Annotated in this window: 18 protein-coding genes; 1 reads left to right on the top strand and 17 read right to left on the bottom strand. The window is 39.5% G+C overall.

The features are described 5' to 3' along the window. Nucleotides 1-70 precede the first annotated feature (70 nt). From glmS to MUB50_RS10480, 4 genes are all read right to left on the bottom strand, one after another. Nucleotides 71-1,909, bottom strand: a complete 1,839-nt coding sequence (gene glmS, locus MUB50_RS10495; RefSeq protein WP_244790920.1) for a glutamine--fructose-6-phosphate transaminase (isomerizing) — start codon at nucleotides 1,907-1,909, stop codon at nucleotides 71-73. 80 nt (nucleotides 1,910-1,989) lie between these two features. Next, entirely contained in the window at nucleotides 1,990-3,378 is a 1,389-nt protein-coding gene (gene glmM, locus MUB50_RS10490) for a phosphoglucosamine mutase (protein ID WP_244790918.1), read from the bottom strand. A gap of 80 nt (nucleotides 3,379-3,458) precedes the next feature. Then, on the bottom strand, nucleotides 3,459-3,875 hold the full coding sequence (locus MUB50_RS10485; RefSeq protein ID WP_244790916.1) for a hypothetical protein: 417 nt from the start codon (nucleotides 3,873-3,875) through the stop codon (nucleotides 3,459-3,461). Next, nucleotides 3,839-4,375 (bottom strand): hypothetical protein, encoded by a 537-nt coding sequence (locus tag MUB50_RS10480; protein ID WP_138276377.1) that lies wholly within the window; start codon nucleotides 4,373-4,375, stop codon nucleotides 3,839-3,841. Before MUB50_RS10480 ends, MUB50_RS10485 begins: the two co-directional genes overlap by 37 nt. A 265-nt stretch (nucleotides 4,376-4,640) precedes the next feature. On the opposite strand from MUB50_RS10480, the gene MUB50_RS10475 reads away from it, so the two are divergent. Beyond that, nucleotides 4,641-5,324 (top strand): Rpn family recombination-promoting nuclease/putative transposase, encoded by a 684-nt coding sequence (locus MUB50_RS10475; protein ID WP_330637506.1) that lies wholly within the window; start codon nucleotides 4,641-4,643, stop codon nucleotides 5,322-5,324. A gap of 348 nt (nucleotides 5,325-5,672) precedes the next feature. On the opposite strand, the gene MUB50_RS10470 is transcribed toward MUB50_RS10475, so the two are convergent. From MUB50_RS10470 to MUB50_RS10410, 13 genes are all read right to left on the bottom strand, one after another. Further along, nucleotides 5,673-7,121: a lipopolysaccharide biosynthesis protein gene (locus MUB50_RS10470; protein WP_244790914.1), complete on the bottom strand. Its 1,449-nt coding sequence runs from the start codon at nucleotides 7,119-7,121 to the stop codon at nucleotides 5,673-5,675. Further along, on the bottom strand, nucleotides 7,090-8,451 hold the full coding sequence (locus MUB50_RS10465; protein ID WP_244790912.1) for an O-antigen ligase family protein: 1,362 nt from the start codon (nucleotides 8,449-8,451) through the stop codon (nucleotides 7,090-7,092). The genes MUB50_RS10470 and MUB50_RS10465 overlap by 32 nt, the downstream gene beginning before the upstream one ends. A gap of 40 nt (nucleotides 8,452-8,491) precedes the next feature. After that, on the bottom strand, nucleotides 8,492-9,628 hold the full coding sequence (locus MUB50_RS10460; RefSeq protein ID WP_244790910.1) for a CDP-glycerol glycerophosphotransferase family protein: 1,137 nt from the start codon (nucleotides 9,626-9,628) through the stop codon (nucleotides 8,492-8,494). A 7-nt stretch (nucleotides 9,629-9,635) separates the two neighbouring features. After that, the gene (locus MUB50_RS10455) at nucleotides 9,636-10,682 is read right to left on the bottom strand and encodes an NAD-dependent epimerase/dehydratase family protein (protein WP_244790908.1); all 1,047 of its coding nucleotides are present in this window, start codon (nucleotides 10,680-10,682) and stop codon (nucleotides 9,636-9,638) included. A gap of 14 nt (nucleotides 10,683-10,696) precedes the next feature. Next, on the bottom strand, nucleotides 10,697-11,425 hold the full coding sequence (locus MUB50_RS10450) for an IspD/TarI family cytidylyltransferase (RefSeq protein WP_244790906.1): 729 nt from the start codon (nucleotides 11,423-11,425) through the stop codon (nucleotides 10,697-10,699). Then, nucleotides 11,422-12,528 (bottom strand): acyltransferase family protein, encoded by a 1,107-nt coding sequence (locus tag MUB50_RS10445; protein WP_244790904.1) that lies wholly within the window; start codon nucleotides 12,526-12,528, stop codon nucleotides 11,422-11,424. Before MUB50_RS10445 ends, MUB50_RS10450 begins: the two co-directional genes overlap by 4 nt. Next, nucleotides 12,476-13,336, bottom strand: a complete 861-nt coding sequence (locus MUB50_RS10440; protein ID WP_244790902.1) for a LicD family protein — start codon at nucleotides 13,334-13,336, stop codon at nucleotides 12,476-12,478. The genes MUB50_RS10445 and MUB50_RS10440 overlap by 53 nt, the downstream gene beginning before the upstream one ends. Next, entirely contained in the window at nucleotides 13,333-14,031 is a 699-nt protein-coding gene (locus MUB50_RS10435; RefSeq protein WP_244790900.1) for a sugar transferase, read from the bottom strand. Before MUB50_RS10435 ends, MUB50_RS10440 begins: the two co-directional genes overlap by 4 nt. Continuing rightward, a complete protein-coding gene (locus tag MUB50_RS10430) occupies nucleotides 14,025-15,251 on the bottom strand; it encodes a DegT/DnrJ/EryC1/StrS family aminotransferase (RefSeq protein WP_244790898.1) in 1,227 nt (408 codons plus the stop codon). Before MUB50_RS10430 ends, MUB50_RS10435 begins: the two co-directional genes overlap by 7 nt. Nucleotides 15,252-15,299: 48 nt before the next feature. Then, a complete protein-coding gene (locus tag MUB50_RS10425; RefSeq protein WP_244790989.1) occupies nucleotides 15,300-17,348 on the bottom strand; it encodes a polysaccharide biosynthesis protein in 2,049 nt (682 codons plus the stop codon). Between the two features lie 266 nt (nucleotides 17,349-17,614). After that, nucleotides 17,615-19,033 carry a sugar transferase gene (locus tag MUB50_RS10420; RefSeq protein ID WP_244790896.1) on the bottom strand — a complete coding sequence of 473 codons (1,419 nt, stop codon included), beginning with the start codon at nucleotides 19,031-19,033 and terminating at the stop codon, nucleotides 17,615-17,617. Nucleotides 19,034-19,131: 98 nt separating this feature from the next. Then, nucleotides 19,132-19,926 (bottom strand): immunoglobulin-like domain-containing protein, encoded by a 795-nt coding sequence (locus MUB50_RS10415; RefSeq protein WP_244790894.1) that lies wholly within the window; start codon nucleotides 19,924-19,926, stop codon nucleotides 19,132-19,134. Between the two features lie 51 nt (nucleotides 19,927-19,977). Beyond that, the gene (locus tag MUB50_RS10410) at nucleotides 19,978-20,712 is read right to left on the bottom strand and encodes a YveK family protein (protein WP_244790892.1); all 735 of its coding nucleotides are present in this window, start codon (nucleotides 20,710-20,712) and stop codon (nucleotides 19,978-19,980) included. Between the last annotated feature and the right edge of the window lie 6 nt (nucleotides 20,713-20,718).

The following is a 20,718-nucleotide window of genomic DNA, read 5'->3' as shown; positions in this document are numbered from 1 at the left end:
ATGATCCTTTTATGCTCTCACGATGTCACGGAACTGCCGCTAAAATGTCCCTTCTGTAAAATGGATCTCCTTATTCCACGGTAACACTCTTGGCAAGATTTCTCGGCTTATCCACATCCAGACCTTTATTTACACTGACATAGTAGCCCAGAAGCTGCAGCGGGATCACTGCCAGCGAAGTTGCAAAATGCGGATCTGTTTTCGGGATATAAACCGTAAAGTCAGCAGTATCCTCGATATTATAGTTTCCAAACGTAGTAAGCCCCATCAGATATGCCCCGCGGCTTCTGCACTCCACCATATTGCTGACTGTTTTCTCATAAAGCTCCGGCTGTGTCAGGATACCGATCACAAGAGTGCCGTCCTCGATCAGGGAAATGGTGCCATGCTTCAGCTCACCAGCTGCATATGCCTCAGAATGGATGTAACTGATCTCCTTCATCTTAAGGCTGCCCTCAAGGCTGATGGCATAATCGATCCCTCTTCCGATAAAAAAGATATCCTTTGCATTGGCCTGCTTGGAGGCAAACCACTGAAGCCTTTCCTTATCCTCGATGATCCTGCCGATCTTGTCCGGAAGTGTCTTCAGTTCCTTAATGTAGGACTCACACTGCTCCTCTGAGATCTTTCCGCGGACCAGTGCCATCTGCAATGCCAGCACATAGGAAGCGATCAGCTGTGTACTGTACGCCTTGGTGGTAGCAACCGAGATTTCCGGTCCTGCAAGTGTGTAGAATACATGATCCGCCTCTCTTGCAATGGAAGAACCCACCACATTGACAATAGCCAGCGTGCGGATCCCCTTCTCCTTACATTCCCGAAGTGCAGCCAGACTGTCCGCAGTCTCACCGGACTGACTGATGATCACTGCCAGGCCGTCAGGATCCAGAAGCGGCTTCCGGTAACGGAACTCCGAAGCAAGCTCCACACGCACCGGAAGACCTGCAAGATCCTCGATCACATACTGTGCAGCCATTCCCACATGGTAAGCAGAGCCGCAGGCCACGATATAAACCTGGCTGATGCTGCGGATCCTCTCATCATCCAGACCGATCTCCGTCAGATCCAGCCTGCCCTCCCGGATAACGGAGTTCAGTGTATCTGCAACTGCTTTCGGCTGCTCATGGATCTCCTTCATCATGAAATGCTCAAAACCGGCTTTCTCCGCTGCCTCCGCATCCCACTCAATGACCTTAGGCTCCTTCTCGATCTCCTCACCATCCAGATTGTAGAAAGTGATCTCACCCGGTTTCACACATGCCAGTTCCAGATTTCCGATATAATAAACATTTCTTGTATACTTCAGGATCGCAGGAACATCCGATGCGATATAGGATTCTCCATTCTCCACCCCCAGGATCATAGGGCTGTCTTTTCTCGCTACAAAGATCTCTTCCGGATAATCACGGAACATCATTGCCAGCGCATAGGAACCACGGATACGCACCATGGCATGACGCACTGCCTCAACCGGAGATCCGCCGTATTTCTGGTAGTAATAATCCACCAGCTTCACAGCAACCTCCGTATCTGTGGAAGAATAAAAAGAATATCCCCTGCGGAGGAGCTTCTCCTTCAGCTCCTGGTAATTCTCGATAATGCCGTTATGCACAGCTACCACATTTCCGTTATCACTGACATGAGGATGGGCATTGATCTCTGATGGTTCTCCATGAGTTGCCCAGCGGGTATGACCGATTCCGCACATACCCGGAACAGATTCACCTGCGTTTGTTTTCTCCAGAAGGACCTTCAGACGCCCCTTCGCCTTAATGATCTCGATATCCTTTTCCCCGTCACGCACTGCGATGCCGGCGGAATCATATCCCCTGTATTCCAGTTTGGAAAGCCCGTCCAGAAGGATGGGTGCTGCCTGATGCCTGCCTGTAAAACCTACAATTCCACACATGATTTTTTCTCCTCTTATTGCATTTTTATATTCTTCTGACTGCTCCGTTCTTCAGACACCTGCGGTCTGCATCCGGGACATTACTCTGCCACATGCCCCTTCTTACGGACGATCTCAACCACCTGATCCACATATTTTCTGCAAAGCTCCTCGCTCTCTGCCTCTACCATAACACGGAGCAGGGGTTCTGTGCCGGATTCTCTCACCAGGATCCTTCCGGTGTCTCCAAGTGCCTCAGCCACACTCTCTACTGCTGCCTGCACATCCACATCTGCCTGCGCCGCTGCCTTGTCATGGACACGCACATTCTCAAGAACCTGAGGATAGATCGCCAGATCAGCGGTAAGCTCACTGAGCTTTTTCTTCCTTGCCATTATAACTTCCATCATCTTCAGACTTGTAAGGATACCATCCCCGGTAGATGCATACTTGGAAAAAATAATGTGCCCGGACTGCTCACCACCAATACGGCAACCATTCTGCATCATATATTCATAAACATATTTATCCCCTACTGCCGTCTTCGCATAATCGATATCAAGAGCATCAAAAGCCTTGTAAAGGCCAAAATTGGACATTACCGTGGTTACAACCGTATTGGTGAGAAGCTTTCCGCGCTCCTTCATGTAACGACCGTACACATAGAGGATCGCATCTCCGCTGACCACATTTCCCTTCTCATCCACACAGAGACAGCGGTCCGCATCTCCGTCGTAGGCAAAGCCAACATCCAGCCCCTTCTCCACTACAAGCTTCTGGAGACCCTCGATATGGGTGGAACCGGCATTGTTATTGATATTGGTACCATCCGGCTCAGCATTGATCACATAAGTCTTCGCTCCCAGCGCATCAAAAACCGCCTTTGCGATATTCCATGAACTTCCGTTGGCACAGTCCAGACCAATCCTCATTCCCTTAAAAGAATATACTCCCAGGGAGATCAGATATCCTATGTAACGGTTCCGGCCTGCCGAATAATCCACCGTCCTGCCGATCTCACCGCCCTTTGTAAAAGGAATCTCATGCCATTTCTGTCCGAACAGCTGAAGACGGTCATCCAGATAATCCTCCACCAGAGCGATGATCTCCTCTTCCATCTTCTCACCCTGGCCATTGATCAGCTTGATCCCGTTATCATAATAGGGATTATGGCTGGCAGAGATCATAATACCACAGTCAAAGCCATCAGTACGGGCAACATAAGCCACAGACGGCGTTGTTGTCACGTGGAGAAGATAAGCATCCGCTCCGGACGCCACCAGCCCGCCAACCAGCGAATACTCAAACATATAGCTGGAACGTCGGGTATCCTTGCCGATCACGATCCTGGCCGCAGCCGTTTCCCCTGCTCTTCTGCGCAGCTCATTATAATACCATCCCAGAAAACGCCCGATCTTAAATGCATGATCCGCCGTCAACGAAACACCCGCTTCTCCACGGAAGCCATCTGTACCAAAATATTTTCCCATTTCTTGCTCTCCTTTGTGTGTTAATATTTATAACTTATCTTATATATGGTTGTGTCATACAGGGTTAATCAGAATTGTTCTTATCTTTGATTGATTTTACAACCTCGCAACTTTTCAATATATTTTTGTATATATTCCGAGTGTATCTCGTAATATTCTCCAACATCTGGAAGCATTGATCCCGAAAATGTTTGCGAATCATATTCTTCTACGCCAAGTATATTGCTATTTTCTTCTATAAATGTCTTATAAATTCTTTTACCTAAACGGAAAGTATGTTCCATTGTATTGCGATTTTCCAACATATCCAACAATTCATCAGCTTCTATTTTCCGATATATATATATTCCGTTATAGGAATCATATGTCATAACCAAATATCTATTATTCTTATCATCAACACATACAAAGAGTACTGGTTCTATTCCCACAACCAGTTCCTCTTCTACATATAATTTACCTATTCCCCTGATTTCGTCCCAATATTCTTCTGGCATAGTTCGTCCACCTCTATGATTTTGAATTCACTGCTAGCTGAATCAATTTTATCTTCGAATAAATACCAATTATGATGTGTTTTTCCCTCTTGAAAATCTGCTGGTCCATACTGACATTTCATGATTCCTCTGACTATTCCAAGAGTTGGTCTTCCAGGATTCGGAATATGTAGCGCCTTGATCAACTGCATCGGATCTTCATTAACTGAAACACCGCACATTTGAAATGTCGATTTCCTGACAGGACGATCATACAACTCTGCTTCATCCAGGTTTCCCAGAAAATCATCTCTCTCAATTCTATTCTCTCGATGAATTCCTCTATATACAATTATGTCCGCATATTCTTTGGATATACTTTTAAAAAATTTATCTCTTACCCTTGAGTCTTTTAACATCTCATGCAACTTTGTCGGAAACCGTTTTATATATTCCTCGGATGCCTCTTCCTGCTGTATCTGAACTGTGCTTTTCTCCATAAGAACATCATTTTCTAGCATGATCTGTATCTCACCCCTATTTTTTCTTACAATGCTATATATAATTCGTGCTTTCAGAGTAGCACAATACGCTCTTTTTGTCTATTGATTTATTTCGACTCCGTTCGACAAACATATCCGCCTTAACTACACAGCTCTGAAGCTTTTTCACAAAAATCCTCTTTCCAAAAGCAATAAACTATGTTACCCTGAGAATGGATCAGATGATAAAATAACTCTGATTACATAACAAGATCGAAGGTGGTGAAACCTATGGGTACAAAGGATACCATCACCAAAGATTACATGGCTGACAACCCACAGAGAAGCAAAACAATGGCCCTCCACATCCGGAGAATATCTCACCGGCTTCTACAAAGATGACCGGCTGATTCCGGTCATCACCGTAGTCGTATACTTCGGCTCCGATACCTGGAAAGCTCCCAGGAGCCTCCACGAAATGCTCTCTGTCCAGGATCCCGAGATTCTTTCTCTGGTCCCAGATTACCGGATCAATCTCTTCTCACCTGCCGAGATAAAGGATGAAGAACTTAATAAACTTCAGAGTAATCTAAGAGAAGTCATGCTCTTCATCAAGTATGCCAAAGATAAACGGAAACTTAAGGAGCTCACATCCAAGAACTCCAGTTTCCAGTCACTCGAGCTCAAAGCAACCCGGGTCATTGACTCCATAACCGGTATCAACTTACGTTTCACAGAAACAGAAGGGAGTGTTAATATGTGTCAGGCTGTTCAGGAAATGTGCGATGATGCACGCGCAGAAGGTCATGCCTCCGGACTTATAGAGGGACGTACTGCCGGACTATCCGAAGGTCACGCCCAAGGCCTTCAGGACCATGCTTTACTCACTGCTCAACGCATGCTGCAGGATTCCAGGTTCTCCCCTGAGGATATCAGCAGATTCTCAGGACTTCCACTTGAGGATGTTTTGAAATTGCGGGAGAAATGATGAGTTTTATTTGAGAGAATGCTCAGAGAGTATGTGCTTTCTGAGCATTCGTTAATCCTTTTCCAAAAAGCTAACTAGTTTTTTAGAGTATCTCATAAATGCGCAATTCGGGCTAGGCGAATGGTTTAATATTTACAAAAAATCCTGCTTTTTAATGCATTATTATTTTATAAAATCTCCTCAATCCCTGCTAAAAATGCAGGGATTTTTGCTGTCAAGTACTCATGTTTGAGGATTTACTGTTCAACCAGACACTCCTTTGTTGTTCCTAGTATATAGTAAATGTCTCAAACCATGTTGTCGTATATAAATACTACATCACATTTTGAGACATCTCTTTAATCATTACTATACTTTCATTAATATAATAGCATTTATCAATTTATTTTTTAATTTAAGCACTAGTGCTATGATAATTAACATTAACAAATATCTTATCCATTTTAAATCATAAATAAAATTACATAATAAGCAACTAACCATTACTATGGCAACACTTAAGATACAAAACTTAAAATCGTATACTTTTTCTTTTTCAATTTTTCTTGAGTTTATGTAATGTAATGCTGTTAATATTAAATTTGAAGCTAAGGTCGTATATCCAGCCGCAATATACCCATACTGTTTAATAAACACATAGTTCATAATAATATTTGATATAGCAGCTATAACTGTAGCCATCATTATATTAAACGATTTTTTATGAAAAAAAGAGATCGCCGTAAAATTATCATAAAGTGCTGTTGTATATATTCCTGCTGCTATAGGTGGAACAACATAAATCCCCTCATAATACTCTTTTGTTGCTAATATTCCTATAATTTCCGGAGCTGCCAATGCAGTTAAAATACAAAATAATGCAACTACCACCAGGAGCGGTTTGACTGCTTCTCTTATTGCTTTAAAATCTCTTTCACCTAATTTACTATTAACAAACGGAGTATATGTTACACTTAATGCTCTCCAAACTAAAACTCCAATAGCAGACAAAATCGCTGCTAAAGAATAAACACCCGTTTTATTTTGATCAATCATTTGGCTTATCATTATTTTATCAATACTGCTTAAAACAACTGTTGATAAATAATGAGGTATCAATGGTAATGCAACAAATAGTGTAGATTTCCATAAAATGCCATCTACATATTTTTTTCCATGTCTGTATATATAAATGTATAAAAAAACTGCCACACATAGATTAACTATACCTGCACTCCATAACCTAACAATGCCCATATTGTAATCATACTTTTTCAAACAAATTACGGCAATTATAGATACGATTTGTGCCATTACTGCAGTTCCTACTGACACACAAAAAGTAGATTTATATTTTATCTCATATCGCTGCTTTTGAGTCCAAAAAATGGTTGCAGGTTGAAAAAAGCACATAATAAGCATCAATATTATTGCATTCATAGGGAGCTCAAAAAAAGTATTTACTTTTTTATAAAACATAGCATAAATCAAAGAAAGCACCACTGTTGAACAGGCAGTCATTCCCAACATGCTTGATAAATATTTCCAGCGGTTATTACTATGTTCATACAATCCCACATTCAAAATTCCCGGAAATATCAGAGTCAATGACGCAAATACCCTAACAATCTCAAACCACGAATTATATACGGAAATAAGTCCATATTCTGATGTCGTAAGAATTCTCGTAAAAATAGGAGTCGTAATATAATTAATTCCACTAGTTGCAAAAGATGCAATCGCAAAAACAAAGGTTGCTTTTAAATTTTCAGGAATATTATCCAGATTATTTATTTTCAATTTTTTTCCTTTCTTCATATACATTCGTTTTTCCTAAAGATATAAGTTTTCTTGCTCCATACATAAGAATAATTGAAAATCCGTAAAAGCCCCAAAAAACAGGTTTATAAAATGCCGGATCTAACTGTGAAAGAATAAAAAAGAAAATTTGAATTCCAAATGCAACAGCATCTATCTTAAATGCATATTCATAAAATATATTTAAATTCATTTGCTTCTTTATTGTCATCATTCTATGATATGACCCAATAAACAAAAGCAACATAGGAATCATTAAAATTACAGTTCCTATAATTCCATTTTCACATAATAGCTGTAATGTACAATTATGAACATCCATGACATCTTGTCCATGAATTGATCTGAAGGACCCAGAAATATGATAAGCAAAACCTCCAAATCCTATTCCAAATATTGAATTTTCTTTAAATAATTCCCATGCAGTTCTCCATAATTCAGTTCTTCCTGATGTAATATCTGCACCCATCATAATACCTTGTATAGATTTTACATATCGACTAAGGAACGGGATTGATTCTGCACATTCTAATATTCTCTTGTAAAATGCCATTATTATTACAATTCCAATTATGATAACAGTTATTTTCATCAAAAAATGCGTAGTATCTTTCGATAGTAAAAACAAAAATAACAACGCAAATATTACTGCTATTAATTCTCCTCTTCTTCCTTCCGCTATCATAGCCAAGATGATAAGTGCCGTACCTATTACATTTTCTTTTTGTCTTTTACCCGAAACCACTTCTACAAACATTATTAAAATTCCAACAGTCATAATATAATATGCGATTGTGAATGATCCACCTAATGGAATACCATAACCGCGGGGGACATAATATGCAGCTAATTGTTTGCACGCTACATCAATAAATTTATAAACCGTCGCCCAATAAATATTAGGAAATACTTTAAAAAATAGTATCCACATTGCAATAAGACATGACATAACTTTAAATACTTTGCAAGTTTTCACAATTTCTGATAACGAAGGCTCCGCCACAAAAACAACTACTGTCATAACTAGCATTGCAATTATATAAAGCCTTTCATCGGCATCATGTCTAGATGATAATCTTAAAAAAAACAATCCAATTATAATTGTTATAAATAAATATGCTATTTTTTCGAATGATAATCTTACTGACAAATTGCACTGCAACTTTATAACAATATTCAAAAGTGAAAAAAGCAGAATGATTCCCCAACCTATTAATGTTGTAATTCCCAGATCTCGATACAAATAAAATGTTGTCAAAAATAGAGCCATTAAAAGAAGCTCTCCATTTCCATCATTTAATCGAATTCTAATTTTACTTTTCACATACATATAAAGTATTATCCTTTCCGCTCTGCTGTATAGCTACTTTTTATTGATAATTACACCATTTAATAATTTTCTTCCCAATTATCTCAGTAGCTTTTCCACTTTCGCATATTCCTAATTTACTATGATGAATATCTATTCTCTTTTCAGCTGTTACGGAATTATATTCTTTAATTTCTTTTTCTAAATCATTCATCGAAAAGCATGCCGGGTACGGCCATTCCTGTATAGGTGTATATAATTCTCTTTCGTCCATATAGTCATTATAATCAGGCATAAATAAAAATCCTGGTTTTTTCATTAAAGAAAAATCCCATATAGATGAAGAATAATCTGTAATTAATACATCGCTGACAAGTAATAATTCTTGCATATCTGGATAATCTGAAACATTTTTTACATTAAGAGTACTGGAACCATTGCCTTCCAAATAGTAATGGGTTCTAACCAACATAATCCATTCATTCCCAGATTTCGCCTCCAAAGCTTTTAATGTCCTATTATAATTAAGCATGTATTTATATTCCAAATTATGTCTGAATGTTGGCGCATAAATCACAATCTTTATATTTTCTGGAATTCCCAGTTTTTTTCTTATGAAACTTTTTTTCTTTTCATTATTTTCTAAAAGTAAATCATTCCTTGGCATTCCATATTCTATAATTTCGCCTTTATAGTGAAAAGAATCTCTCAATGTCATCTGTGAAAAAGCTTTGCTACTTGACAAATAAACAGAAATTCTTTCATTTTTTTTCAGCATATTCTTATCCAACATTTTGGATGTATCTTTTCTTCTTAAACCAACTCCTTTATATGCTCCTCCACCGTGCCATGTATTAACAATATACTGTCCATTTCTTTTCGGAAGGATTGACCAACTCTCTACATTATCTACAACCACTTTTGATGTTAATAAATAATACAGATGTTGAATACTTTTAAATTTCACACACTTTATATCTGTATTGTTCACATTCTGAAACATCTCTTTTTTTTCAAATGCCCAGATTATTTCAAACTTCCCAGAATAATTTTTTTCAATCCATTCCGATATATATTTAGGATTACATGAATATTGTCTACCACTATAAGCACTGAAAAAAATCCTATTATTTTTTATAGGAAATATAAAAAAAACATGTAACATGATTTTGCTTAATTCTATTATTAAATTTTTCATAATTCCTCTACATTGTTTTTATCAATCTATCATACATCCATAAAAGATCATATTCTGGCTTCCAGCCTAATTTTTCAATTTTAGTTATATCTAAGTTTAAGTAACTAGTATCCGGATATTTTGAAACATCCCCATCTTTTGCAATTTTCACTTTTATTTTTCCATCAGTAAGTTTTTCTGCAACCAGTTTTCCCATTTCATAAATCGAACAGTATGTAACCGGATTAGACACATTATATGATTCCCCTACATTTCCATTCAAGAGCACTGTAAAAATTGCAGTTGCTGCTTGTGCTGTATAAACATAAGGATGTTTACTATCTCCCTTTGTCTGAAGAATAATGTCTTTTCCTTCTATTGCATTTCTTGCCATCATTGCAAATACTCTTTTATCTTCATACGCAATTCCCGGTCCAAAAGTTTGCGCCAATCTTATCTGATAAACAGGTACTTGATATTCAGCTGCATAACTGGCACATAAATTCTCGCAAATTCTCTTACTTTCCGGATAACAGTTTCTAACATTAAGAGGATCAATATAGCCTAATTCTGTCTCTTGTAACGTTTCATCTTTTTCCACTTTTCCGTAAATTTCCATACTGGAAAGATATACCATACCTTTTACTTTTTTGCTTTTCGCCAACTCTAAAATATTAATGGTTCCTTCCACCGCCGTTTTTATCGTTTCAACTGGATGTTCAACAAAAAATGAGCTCGCAGTAGGACTTGCACAGTGAATAATATAATCAATATTCTCCTCGATGCCAGGTATGTTCTCCATACTACCTTCTATAAATTTCAACTTTGACTGACTCTCGATTTGTTCAAAAAACATTCTTTCTGCTTTTTTTATATCTCTAACTATAGACAAAATTTTGATATTGTAAGTTTTTTTTATATTTGCATATACCAAACTGTTAATTAATGTTGAACCAATAAGTCCTGTTCCACCAGTTACTAAAATTGTAGAATTTTTCACTAAATTCCAATCAAAAAATTTAGACTGCAAAATATATTCCATATCTTCCTGATACAAAGATTGTTCCAACCACATCCTATTTTTCTCCTCTAAATTCCAAAAATTTGTGTATTTTCTCTTGCATCGACAATTGCTCTAAACATAAAAAAATCAGTTGGCGTAGTTATCTTAATATTTTCTGCTTTTCCATATACCGTATACAATTCATAGCCATAATGCATCATCATAGTTGCTGAATCTATAAAACTTATCTCTTTATCATTTGTAGCTCTCTTATATACATTTAAAATTTCATTTAAGAAAAATCCCTGAGGTGCTCGTGCCATTTGACATTTAGATCTTTCAATAACCTTTTTTATTACTCCATTATCTTCATTCGAATCAGATACCGTTATTGTCTCGATAGCCGGAGATACTGTAATAGCTGTTCCGTTTGTTTTAACACATTCAATATTTTTTGTGATGGTTTCTTCATCTATTAATGGTCTTACTCCATCATGTATAAGAACTACACTATCTGAAGGAAATAACTCATTTGCTCTGGTCAATCCGTTGAACGCAGATTCTGTTGCAGTTTTTCCTCCCGGAACAATTGATTTAAGTTTTGTTAAATTATATTTTTCTTTTAATTCCTCACAATACTCAATCCAATCCTTTAATGTTACAAGAACGATTCCATCAATGTCTTTATGATTTTGAAATATTTCCAATGTATATATAAGTATCGGCTTTCCATGTAACTCTAAAAACTGTTTCGGTTTTGTCCTGCTATTCATCCTTTGCCCTGTTCCACCTGCAAAAATCACTGCAATATTCATTTTATTAACTTCCTTTCCACTATATTCGCAACCGCATTATCAAGTTTGCTATATATCCAACTGATTCCAACTATAAAAAATGATGTAAGAAGCATTATGCAAATCTTCCTATCATTTGAAGCGTTCATTCCAATACCCAATTCAACTATGATATTTCTCACAAATACATTCATTAAATACACTTCTAATGACATCTTACCTATAAATATCAACACATTATTTAATAGGCTTCCTTTTTGCAAATCTAATATCCACGATGCTATTGTTATTAATATAAACGCAATTCCAAAAGCCCCTAAAAAATACATCATTATCCCGAACTCATGATTGATTTTTCTTATAAATGGACTCAACAGAAATATAATCGTTGTCATTAATGCATAAATTGTTATTATATTCGTACATTCTTCTTTTCTCTCTTTTTCAAAAAGTAATTCACCTAATACACTCCCTATTAAAAATGCAGGTACTCTCATCAGAGCTTTATCTACTTTTATGTACCATTCTGTAAAAAAGAAGTAGACAATAAAATTAACCAAAATAGCCATTATTATAGCCAGTTTTATATAATTCAGATTCTTTTTTTGTATTTTATAAATAATTGGATACAGTAAATACATAAGAATAATAAATTCTACATACCATGTTGTTGAAATCCCATCTGTCCAAAATGAGATTCCAAATAAATCATAAAAAAAATTCACAAAACTATTATTTTTTTGTAAGACATATATAAAACTCCAATAAGGTACAGACATCAAAATCCATGGCATAACAACTTTTATAAATCTTTTTTTATAAAACTCTGTAATGTTACTTTTTTTACTCACAGAAACAAACAAGCCCATTCCAGATACTATAAGAAATATATCTACTCCAATATTCCCTCTTGCAAAAATCTGCGAAATTACGGGAATTGATACCGAATCGTACAATTCTGTAAATATATGATGTCCCAGAACCCACATAGCTGCTAGGCCCATCAATTGGGTTCTATATTTACTAATCTTGAATACATATATTGCTATTTTCTTATCCCTCAACAATAATTTACCCCTTATTTTTGCAATAATATATGCCTTTAAATTTAGTATACGGTTCATTCAAATTCATATATACAACATCGTGTTTTGCAACTCTTTTTTCTTCTGGAGGAAGTTGCATATAATCTCCCCATATTTCTTTCAAATATCTTTTATAGCCAGCCATTACCGGAATTTTATATCCTTCAAAATCTTTTAAAACAACATTATCAAAATCTTCTTTCGGATGTTTAATCAGCATTCCTTTTATACTTCCGACTAATTCTGTCACATACTTACAATCATCCCAGTTATATTTCACCATTACATTTTCAGCATGTTTCCATATTTTATATCTGACATTCTGAGACGGAAACAATTTATATATAACTTCTGAAAATGTTCTCAACATTTTACCTTTATTATCTGGTAACCGTTGTACGTTAAATAAATTAAAAACAAATGCATTAAACAATTGTCTCCATCTTGATAAGAAAAATGTTGGACAACCATCTATAGGCATTATTTCCAATGCAATTCCATGTTCAATATCTTCATTAACACTATGCTTATTAATATACGTTGTTCTGATATCTCTTATAGATGATCCGCCATCATGATACACATGCATTTTATTTGTACGGCAGTAAACAAACTTTTTAACATCAGCATTTTGATTCCAGATTTTTGCCAGTCTTTCATAATCAGGTCTCGGCATAAACAAATCTATATCATCATCCCATGGAATAAATCCCTTATGCCGTACGACTCCAATCAAGCAACCACCGCAAACATAATACTTTAATGAATTTTCTCTACAAAATTCATCAAAATATAACAGCATTTCTAACATCTTATTTTGCAATTCTTCCGTCTTAATATCATTCATTCCAAATACTCTTTTCCTAAAACAGCCATTACTGTTCTAAACATTGTTTTTATTTCTTCACTCAAGCTAAAATTTCTAATGCTTTTGAGATTGTATTTCATTTTTTCAGGTAATATTTTCTTCACATAGATTTCATCTACATTTTCAGCCTGATTTAACAATCTTGCCTCATCTTTATAACGTATGCTCGCTTCTGATGTGATGCCTGCTGGCAGCAATAATGTAGCGCACATCTCTTTTGTGTATTGTTTTACATATTTTGTTGCTTCTGGCCTGGTTCCCACAAAACTCATATTTCCTGACAGGATATCTAATAACTGTGGAAACTCATCAATTCTTAAATTCCTTAATTTTAATCCTACTTTAGTTATTCTTGAATCTTCATCAACCGTAACCGTTGTTCCAATTTTATCCGCATCATTTACCATTGTTCTGAATTTATGAATTCTAAATTTTTTTCCATATGCAGTGATTCTCTCCTGACGATAAAATACAGAACCTGGTGAATCCATCTTTATCATTACTGCTATTAGTAACATAGGAACAGAAAAAATTATAAGCATTAAGCTGGCAACAATTACATCAAATAATCTTTTTAATTTAAGGCTAAATTTTTTCTTTGCTAAAATATTATAATATTCTCTGACTTCTCTACACTGCATGAACTCCGGAAGTTCATCCCATTTTTTTAACATCCAACACCTCTAACTTTTAGGATATATTCCTTCACAACCTCACAAAACATCTCAATCACATACTCCACTTCCTCATCCGTCAATTTCGTATGCAGCGGCAATGTGATCTCATTTTCAAATCGCTTATAAGCATTCGGGTAATCCTTAATGTCAAATCCCATATTTTTATAAGCAGTCATCATTGGCAGTGGTTTGTAATGTACGTTGCAGGCAACACCTTTTTCTGCCATTTTGACGATAATCTCGTGTCTCTGCTCCAAAGTGATTCCCGGAATTCTGGTGATGTACAGGTGTCCGGAGGACTGATGCTCTTCGTTGTAATGATCCAGCACTTCGATGCCAAGTGGTTTAAATGCTGCATCATATCTGCTGATGATTTCTTTTCTTCTTGCAAGCAAAGCTTTATACCGTTTCATCTGCGCCAGTCCGATTCCGGCAACTACATCGGTCATATTGCATTTGAACCAAGGTCCGATGATGTCATACTCCCATGCTCCAAGCTGCGTTTTGGCAAGGGCATCCTTTGACTGACCATGAAGTGATAACAGCTGATACTGATGATAGATTTCTTCATTATCAATTCCTTCGATATCTCTCCATGCCACAGCGCCGCCTTCTGCTGTTGTAAAGTTTTTCACTGCATGGAAGCTGAAGTTTGAAAAATCCGCAATGCTTCCCACTGGTTTTCCATGCCAGGTTGCACCAAATGCATGTGCTGCATCTGCCATTACAATGACTCTTCCGATTGCTTCCTGAAGCTTATTGTCTGGATGGAAAAGCTTCTTTTTCTCTTCTACGATAGAGAAAATCCTGTCATAGTCGCATGGCACTCCGCCAAGATCCACCGGAATGATTACTTTTGTTTTTTCTGTAATAGCTTCTGCCAGCTTGTTATAATCCATTTCCAGAGAATCTTCCTGTGTATCAATAAGAACCAGCTTTGCCCCGACATGACACACCACCGATGCACTTGCGGTATAGGTATAAGCGCAGGTGATCACTTCATCGCCTTCGTGAATTCCCAGAAGGCGAAGTGTCATTTCCGCACATGCAGTCTGAGAGTTCAGGCATACAGCTCTATTGGTACCGCATAAATCCGCTACTTCTCTTTCCAGCTCTTTTGTTTTCGGTCCGGTGGTGATCCACCCGGATCTTAAAGCTTCTGCTACCTGTTCGATTTCTGCCTCTGTAATATCTGGCGGTGAAAATGAGATTTTCATTTTTTCAACACTCCTTCGTTTTCTTATATGTAAATTATTGATCAGTTATCAGTTCTTCTCCGCAGCCACAGCCGCCTCACTCATCAGTTCCTCATACACCTTCTTATGCAGCTTCAGGTCGGAATCCGCAGAGTGATAGGTCGGTACGATCGCGGCTACAATGTCTCGGATCTTTTCGCTGTTGGCGTAGCCGTATGCTGCCAGGACTTCCAGCTGTTTGAAGAATTCCTGTACATCCATTTCGATGGGTTTGCCGATGTGGATGAGGTCGTTTGGAGTTTTCTCCATGCCTTCCTCGGCCATCAGCTTTTCTTCGTAGAGCTTTTCGCCCGGGCGGAGACCGGTGTAGGTAACTTTGATGTCTACATCCGGTGTGTAGCCGGAAAGCTTGATCAGGTTTCGGGCAAGGGTGTCGATTTTTACCGGAGCTCCCATGTCCAGGACGAAGATCTCGCCGCCTTTGGCGTAGGTTCCTGCCTGGAGGACAAGGCTTACGGCCTCCGGGATAGTCATAAAGTAACGGATGATGTCCGGATGTGTGACGGTGACAGGACCGCCTTTTTCAATCTGGCGCTTGAACAGCGGGATTACGCTTCCGTTGCTGCCGAGAACGTTTCCGAATCGTACAGCTACGAATTCTGTGCCGGTTCCTGCTTCTGATGCAGGGTTCTCACTTACATATGCCTGGCCTTCGTTATCATGAAGTGCATCCAGGGTATCCTTTCTGTGTCCGCCAAGTCGTGGCAGCCAGTCGGTGTGTCCGTTGTGGCTGACCATGTTCATGCTCTGGACTACCATTTCGCAGAGTCGTTTGCTGGCGCCCATGATGTTGGTCGGGTTTACGGCCTTGTCGGTACTGATCAGCACAAATCGCTGGCAGCCGTTCATCATTGCCGCATACGCAGTCTTATAGGTTCCTACCACATTGTTCTTGATCGCCTCACAGGGGCTGTTCTCCATCAGCGGCACGTGCTTATGTGCGGCTGCATGATATACGATCTCCGGCTTGTAGGTTTCAAATACCCAGTTGATCCTTTTGCTGTCACGGACGGAGCCGATCAGTACCTTCAGGTTCAGGTTCGGATAACTGGCCTTCAGCTCCTGTTCAATGTCGTAAGCGTTATTTTCATAAATATCGAAGATCACCAGGAGCTCCGGCTCATGACCTGCGATCTGACGGCAGAGCTCGCTTCCGATGGAGCCGCCGCCTCCTGTTACCAGAATCCTTTTGCCCTTCAGATACTGAAAGATTTCTGACATGTTGACTTTGATGGTGTCTCGTCCGAGAAGATCCTCCACTGCTACTTTTTTCATCTTGCTCAAGGATACTTCTCCGTTTACAAGCTGATATACACCCGGAAGCTGCTTCAGCTCGCATCCGGTTTCCTTGCAGATGTTCAGGATATCCCGCTTTTGATGCGGGGTTGCAGTCGGAATCGCAAGAAGGATCTGATTGATATGATACTTATCTACATTGAGAAAAATATCGTCTCTTCCGCCTACCACCGGAACTCCTTCCATGTATCTTCCCCATTTATTCGGATTGTCATCGATCAGGCAGCGTACTCTGGAATTGGTTTCCTTTGCATTCTGAAGTTCCCGGACAATAGTTCTTCCCGCTTCTCCTGCACCGATGATCATCACGTTTTTGCTCCGCTCTTCACGCTCGCTCTTTTCTCTGCGGTTCCGCTCAAGAAGTACAAAACGATAGGAGAAACGTACGCCTACAGTCAGGAAAAACTGCAGCATGACACCGATCAGATAATAGGAGGCCGGCATCCGTCCCCAGAAGATCGTGATACCCGCAATATGCAGAACGCCTGTGATCACAGTTGCTACCGTGATCTTGATCAGCTCATGGAAGCTTGCGAAACGCCATACACTGTTATACAGATGCATGCATCCAAACACTGCCAGGATGATAATGGTATAGATCGGTGCAAAACTCCTCCATGCAGCAAAATAATCTGTGGGGATCGAGGAATACCGAAAATCGAATCTCACCAGCAGCGCCATAAAATAAGAAAAATTAACAGCTATTATGTCATAGATGATCAGATATATCGCAATTACTTTCCAATGTTCTAACTTCTTCATACTTCCTCCGGTCTGTCTTACTGTTTCTGCATAATCCCTGATGTATTCTTCCTGCTCTTTGTCTTCTGTCTGCTTTTCCCTGGGACTTTGTTTTGCCAATGCCAGAAGCAGGACCAAGAACGCGAGAAGTACTACAATCAGCATGATCAATAAAATCTGCATTTTTAACTTCCTCTTTTATATTTATAACTTATCTAATTTATTTTTATCCCCGGACTGCACCTCCGCAGTCCGGGTCATTATATTCGAATCTCAATATGTATTGATCATTTCGCGCCGCTTCCGCGGAAAACGACCATAACTGTCTTAACCAGGATCTCAATGTCCAGCTTCAGACACCATTCGGCAATGTACTTCGTATCAAGCTCTACGACTTCCTCGAAATCCGTGATATCACTTCGACCGCTTACCTGCCACATACCGGTAAGTCCCGGCTTGATGGCCAGACGTTTGCGATGGTGAAGCTCGTACTTCTCCCACTCATCCATTGTCGGCGGTCTGGTTCCTACAAGGCTCATATCTCCTTTCAGAATATTCCAGAACTGCGGAAATTCATCCAGGGATGTCTTTCGGATAAAATGTCCTACTCCTTTGATGATTCGTGGATCATCATCCATTTTGAACATCATTCCGTCTTTTACATTATTCTGTTTCATCAGTTCTTTTTTGCGTTCTTCTGCATCCATATACATGGAGCGGAATTTATAGATCTTGAACGGACGACCGTTCTTTCCCATGCGGACCTGTGAAAAAAATGCAGGACCCGGAGATTTGATCTTGATGGCCGGAACCAGAAAGATCGCTGCGATTCCTGTAAAAAGACAGCCTACCAGACCGCCTGCTATATCCATGGCTCTCTTAACAAACATCTGGCGCGGCGTTACAATGTGGATACTGCTGGAAAGCACGGTGTATCCGCCAAGTTCCTCCACCACCTGGTTCTTGCCAAGGGATTTCATGGTTGCCAGTCTCATATGGATGACAACTCCCATTGCAGAACAATCCTTGATCATCTGCTCCGGGATTGGGATTTGCTTAGGTACTGCAAAAAATACTTCGTCGATCCAGTTCTTATGGATATAGGAGACCATATCCTCCTTCCCGGCTACTACCGGAACTCCACAGACGGATGCTCCCTTCCTGTCACAATCCATAAAAACAATTCCTGCCAGATGATAGGTTCCGTAATTATTCTTGCGGATGGTTTCCACCACATTGTCTGCATCTTCACTGACTGTAACGATCAGCAGAGATCGTTTCTCGCTTTCTTCGTATCTGCGATCCTTCAGGAATTTCTTCAGTGCCTGTCTGCCGCAATAGCTGAAGCAGGTATAAAGCACATAGGTGATCAGCAGGATCATTCTGGAATAATTGTTTCCAATTCTTAAAAGAAACATATATGCCAGAACCAGAAGGCAGACCAGTGTACACTGTTCAAAGGTTTTCTTCAGTTCCACCAGCATTCCTCTTCGCAGAACTCCGCTGAAGCTCTCATTAAAAAATGTGACCATCAGCTGGATAAGAAACATCACCACTGCCACATTTCGGTACAGCTCTGTCTCGTATGGCTGATCGATCCCGTTTCGGATCCAGTATGCAAGTACAAACGCAAGCTGCAGACACAGCATATCGCAGATCGCAAAATCCGCATGTTTTACCCAGCTACTGTTTTCTTTTTGATACATATCCTTTTATACGCCTTCCCTCGCTTACAGTATGTTATACTGTGTTTATTTTACCCCCCCCCTCCGGTATTTTGAAGACCAAGGAGGGGTATCATGCACTATTTTACAACAACAGTCAGTACTGCTCCGTTGGAGCTGTTTCCACTGTTGTCGACTACATAATATGTAAGCTCGTAAGTTCCCGGTGCGGCTGTATTTACATCACCGGTGATCTGGATTTTTTTGAAAAGATCACTGGTTGATTCTGTATCATCCTGGATATCCTTTACATAGCTTAATTTATCCAACGTAGTTCCTACTGGTACCTCTACGTAATAGGTAGTCAGATACATCTTTGGATCCTGCGGAGAGAGCTGCTCGATCTTGTCTTCCTGTGTCTTCTGCGCCTGTTCCTCCGGGGTCAGTTCTCCTTCTGTGGAATCTCCGCTTTCAGCATCTGTGCTGTCTGCCTCTGTCCCATCCTGCATATCTGTCTCTTCTGCCGGCTCTGTGGTGTCTGCGGAATCTCCGTCCTCTGGGAGTCCATCATTATCGATCAGTCCCAGCTGCGGATTTTCGGCGCTGCCGTCCTGAGCCTCCATGGTAAATTCTTTTTTTGTTACATTGTTGTTTTTGTCTTTTGCAACAAAGATAACGGAAACCTGTTTTCCGTCGTTCTTCGGATATATGGTTTCTACGGTAAGAGAATCTGTAACATCTCCGTCCCTGTCATCCTGTGCCTTTACACCCTTCAGAAGATCTTCTTCTGTCATATCGGATGTATAATTTGTATCTTTTCCCTCTTCAAATGTGATCTTCGGTCCTTCATTATCCTCAGAGCTCTTCATGTATACTACACCGGCTCCCATACCAAGGCAGATGACCACTAATAAAAACACAAAAAATTTCTTCATATTTTTGCTGCTCCCGGCCTTTCCCAACACTTTGATCCGTTGTTGTTATTTTTATGCGTGACGTTTCTTTTTCTTTTTGGATTTCTTGCCCATTTTGGAAGAGTACGGAATCGTACCAAGTACACTTAATCCAAGATATTTTTCTACGTCTTCCGGTGTCTTTACGGTATCATTCGTCAGATATACGATGATCACAACGGCTGCTGCCAGAAGTATACCCAGAAGTCCGCCGATCACACCGTTTTTCGGTACGCTTGGGCTTGACGGCTCATCCGGAATGTTTGCTGTCTCTACCACATTTACTGCCTTGATATCCATAACCTGCTGGATATGCTTGGAAGCAATATCTCTTACTGCATTTGCGATCTCTGCCGCTGTATAAGGATCGGTATCTGTAACTGTGATGGATACTACTCGTGTATCGATTGGTGTATCTACGGAAAGCTTCTTAAGGAGCTTCTCATGTGTCATATCCAGGTTCAGCTGTGCGATCACACCCTCGGTAACTGTACGGCTCTTGATCAGCTCCGCATAGTCCTTTGTCAGTGATGTACTCGTCTGGATATCCTGATTGGTCAGTGTGCTGCTGTCCTGCTTGGACAGTACCACGATCTTGGTTGTGGATTCATACTTCGGTGTGATCAGAAGCATGGTTCCCATAACAGCTGCCAGGCAGAAAACAATACCGGATAAAATGATAACACCCAGCTTGCTCAGTAACAGGTGAAATACCTCACCAAGATCGATCTCTACTTCGTCGTTGTTGTTAACAGTCTGATTTTCCATTTCTTT

The sequence above is a fragment of the Blautia sp. NSJ-140 genome, assembly GCF_022868965.1.
Taxonomy (GTDB): Bacteria; Bacillota; Clostridia; order Lachnospirales; family Lachnospiraceae; genus Blautia_A.
This window is presented reverse-complemented; position numbering and strand designations above follow the sequence as displayed.

Excerpts from the sequence above, each read along its gene's own strand:
- glmS (WP_244790920.1), bottom strand. The coding sequence starts at position 1,909 with ATGTGTGGAATTGTAGGTTTTACAGGCAGGCATCAGGCAGCACCCATC.
- glmM (WP_244790918.1), bottom strand. The coding sequence starts at position 3,378 with ATGGGAAAATATTTTGGTACAGATGGCTTCCGTGGAGAAGCGGGTGTT.
- MUB50_RS10485 (WP_244790916.1), bottom strand. The coding sequence starts at position 3,875 with ATGCCAGAAGAATATTGGGACGAAATCAGGGGAATAGGTAAATTATAT.
- MUB50_RS10480 (WP_138276377.1), bottom strand. The coding sequence starts at position 4,375 with ATGCTAGAAAATGATGTTCTTATGGAGAAAAGCACAGTTCAGATACAG.
- MUB50_RS10470 (WP_244790914.1), bottom strand. The coding sequence starts at position 7,121 with ATGAAGAAAGGAAAAAAATTGAAAATAAATAATCTGGATAATATTCCT.
- MUB50_RS10465 (WP_244790912.1), bottom strand. The coding sequence starts at position 8,451 with ATGTATGTGAAAAGTAAAATTAGAATTCGATTAAATGATGGAAATGGA.
- MUB50_RS10460 (WP_244790910.1), bottom strand. The coding sequence starts at position 9,628 with ATGAAAAATTTAATAATAGAATTAAGCAAAATCATGTTACATGTTTTT.
- MUB50_RS10455 (WP_244790908.1), bottom strand. The coding sequence starts at position 10,682 with ATGTGGTTGGAACAATCTTTGTATCAGGAAGATATGGAATATATTTTG.
- MUB50_RS10450 (WP_244790906.1), bottom strand. The coding sequence starts at position 11,425 with ATGAATATTGCAGTGATTTTTGCAGGTGGAACAGGGCAAAGGATGAAT.
- MUB50_RS10445 (WP_244790904.1), bottom strand. The coding sequence starts at position 12,528 with ATGAACCGTATACTAAATTTAAAGGCATATATTATTGCAAAAATAAGG.
- MUB50_RS10440 (WP_244790902.1), bottom strand. The coding sequence starts at position 13,336 with ATGAATGATATTAAGACGGAAGAATTGCAAAATAAGATGTTAGAAATG.
- MUB50_RS10435 (WP_244790900.1), bottom strand. The coding sequence starts at position 14,031 with ATGTTAAAAAAATGGGATGAACTTCCGGAGTTCATGCAGTGTAGAGAA.
- MUB50_RS10430 (WP_244790898.1), bottom strand. The coding sequence starts at position 15,251 with ATGAAAATCTCATTTTCACCGCCAGATATTACAGAGGCAGAAATCGAA.
- MUB50_RS10425 (WP_244790989.1), bottom strand. The coding sequence starts at position 17,348 with ATGAAGAAGTTAGAACATTGGAAAGTAATTGCGATATATCTGATCATC.
- MUB50_RS10420 (WP_244790896.1), bottom strand. The coding sequence starts at position 19,033 with ATGTATCAAAAAGAAAACAGTAGCTGGGTAAAACATGCGGATTTTGCG.
- MUB50_RS10415 (WP_244790894.1), bottom strand. The coding sequence starts at position 19,926 with ATGAAGAAATTTTTTGTGTTTTTATTAGTGGTCATCTGCCTTGGTATG.
- MUB50_RS10410 (WP_244790892.1), bottom strand. The coding sequence starts at position 20,712 with ATGGAAAATCAGACTGTTAACAACAACGACGAAGTAGAGATCGATCTT.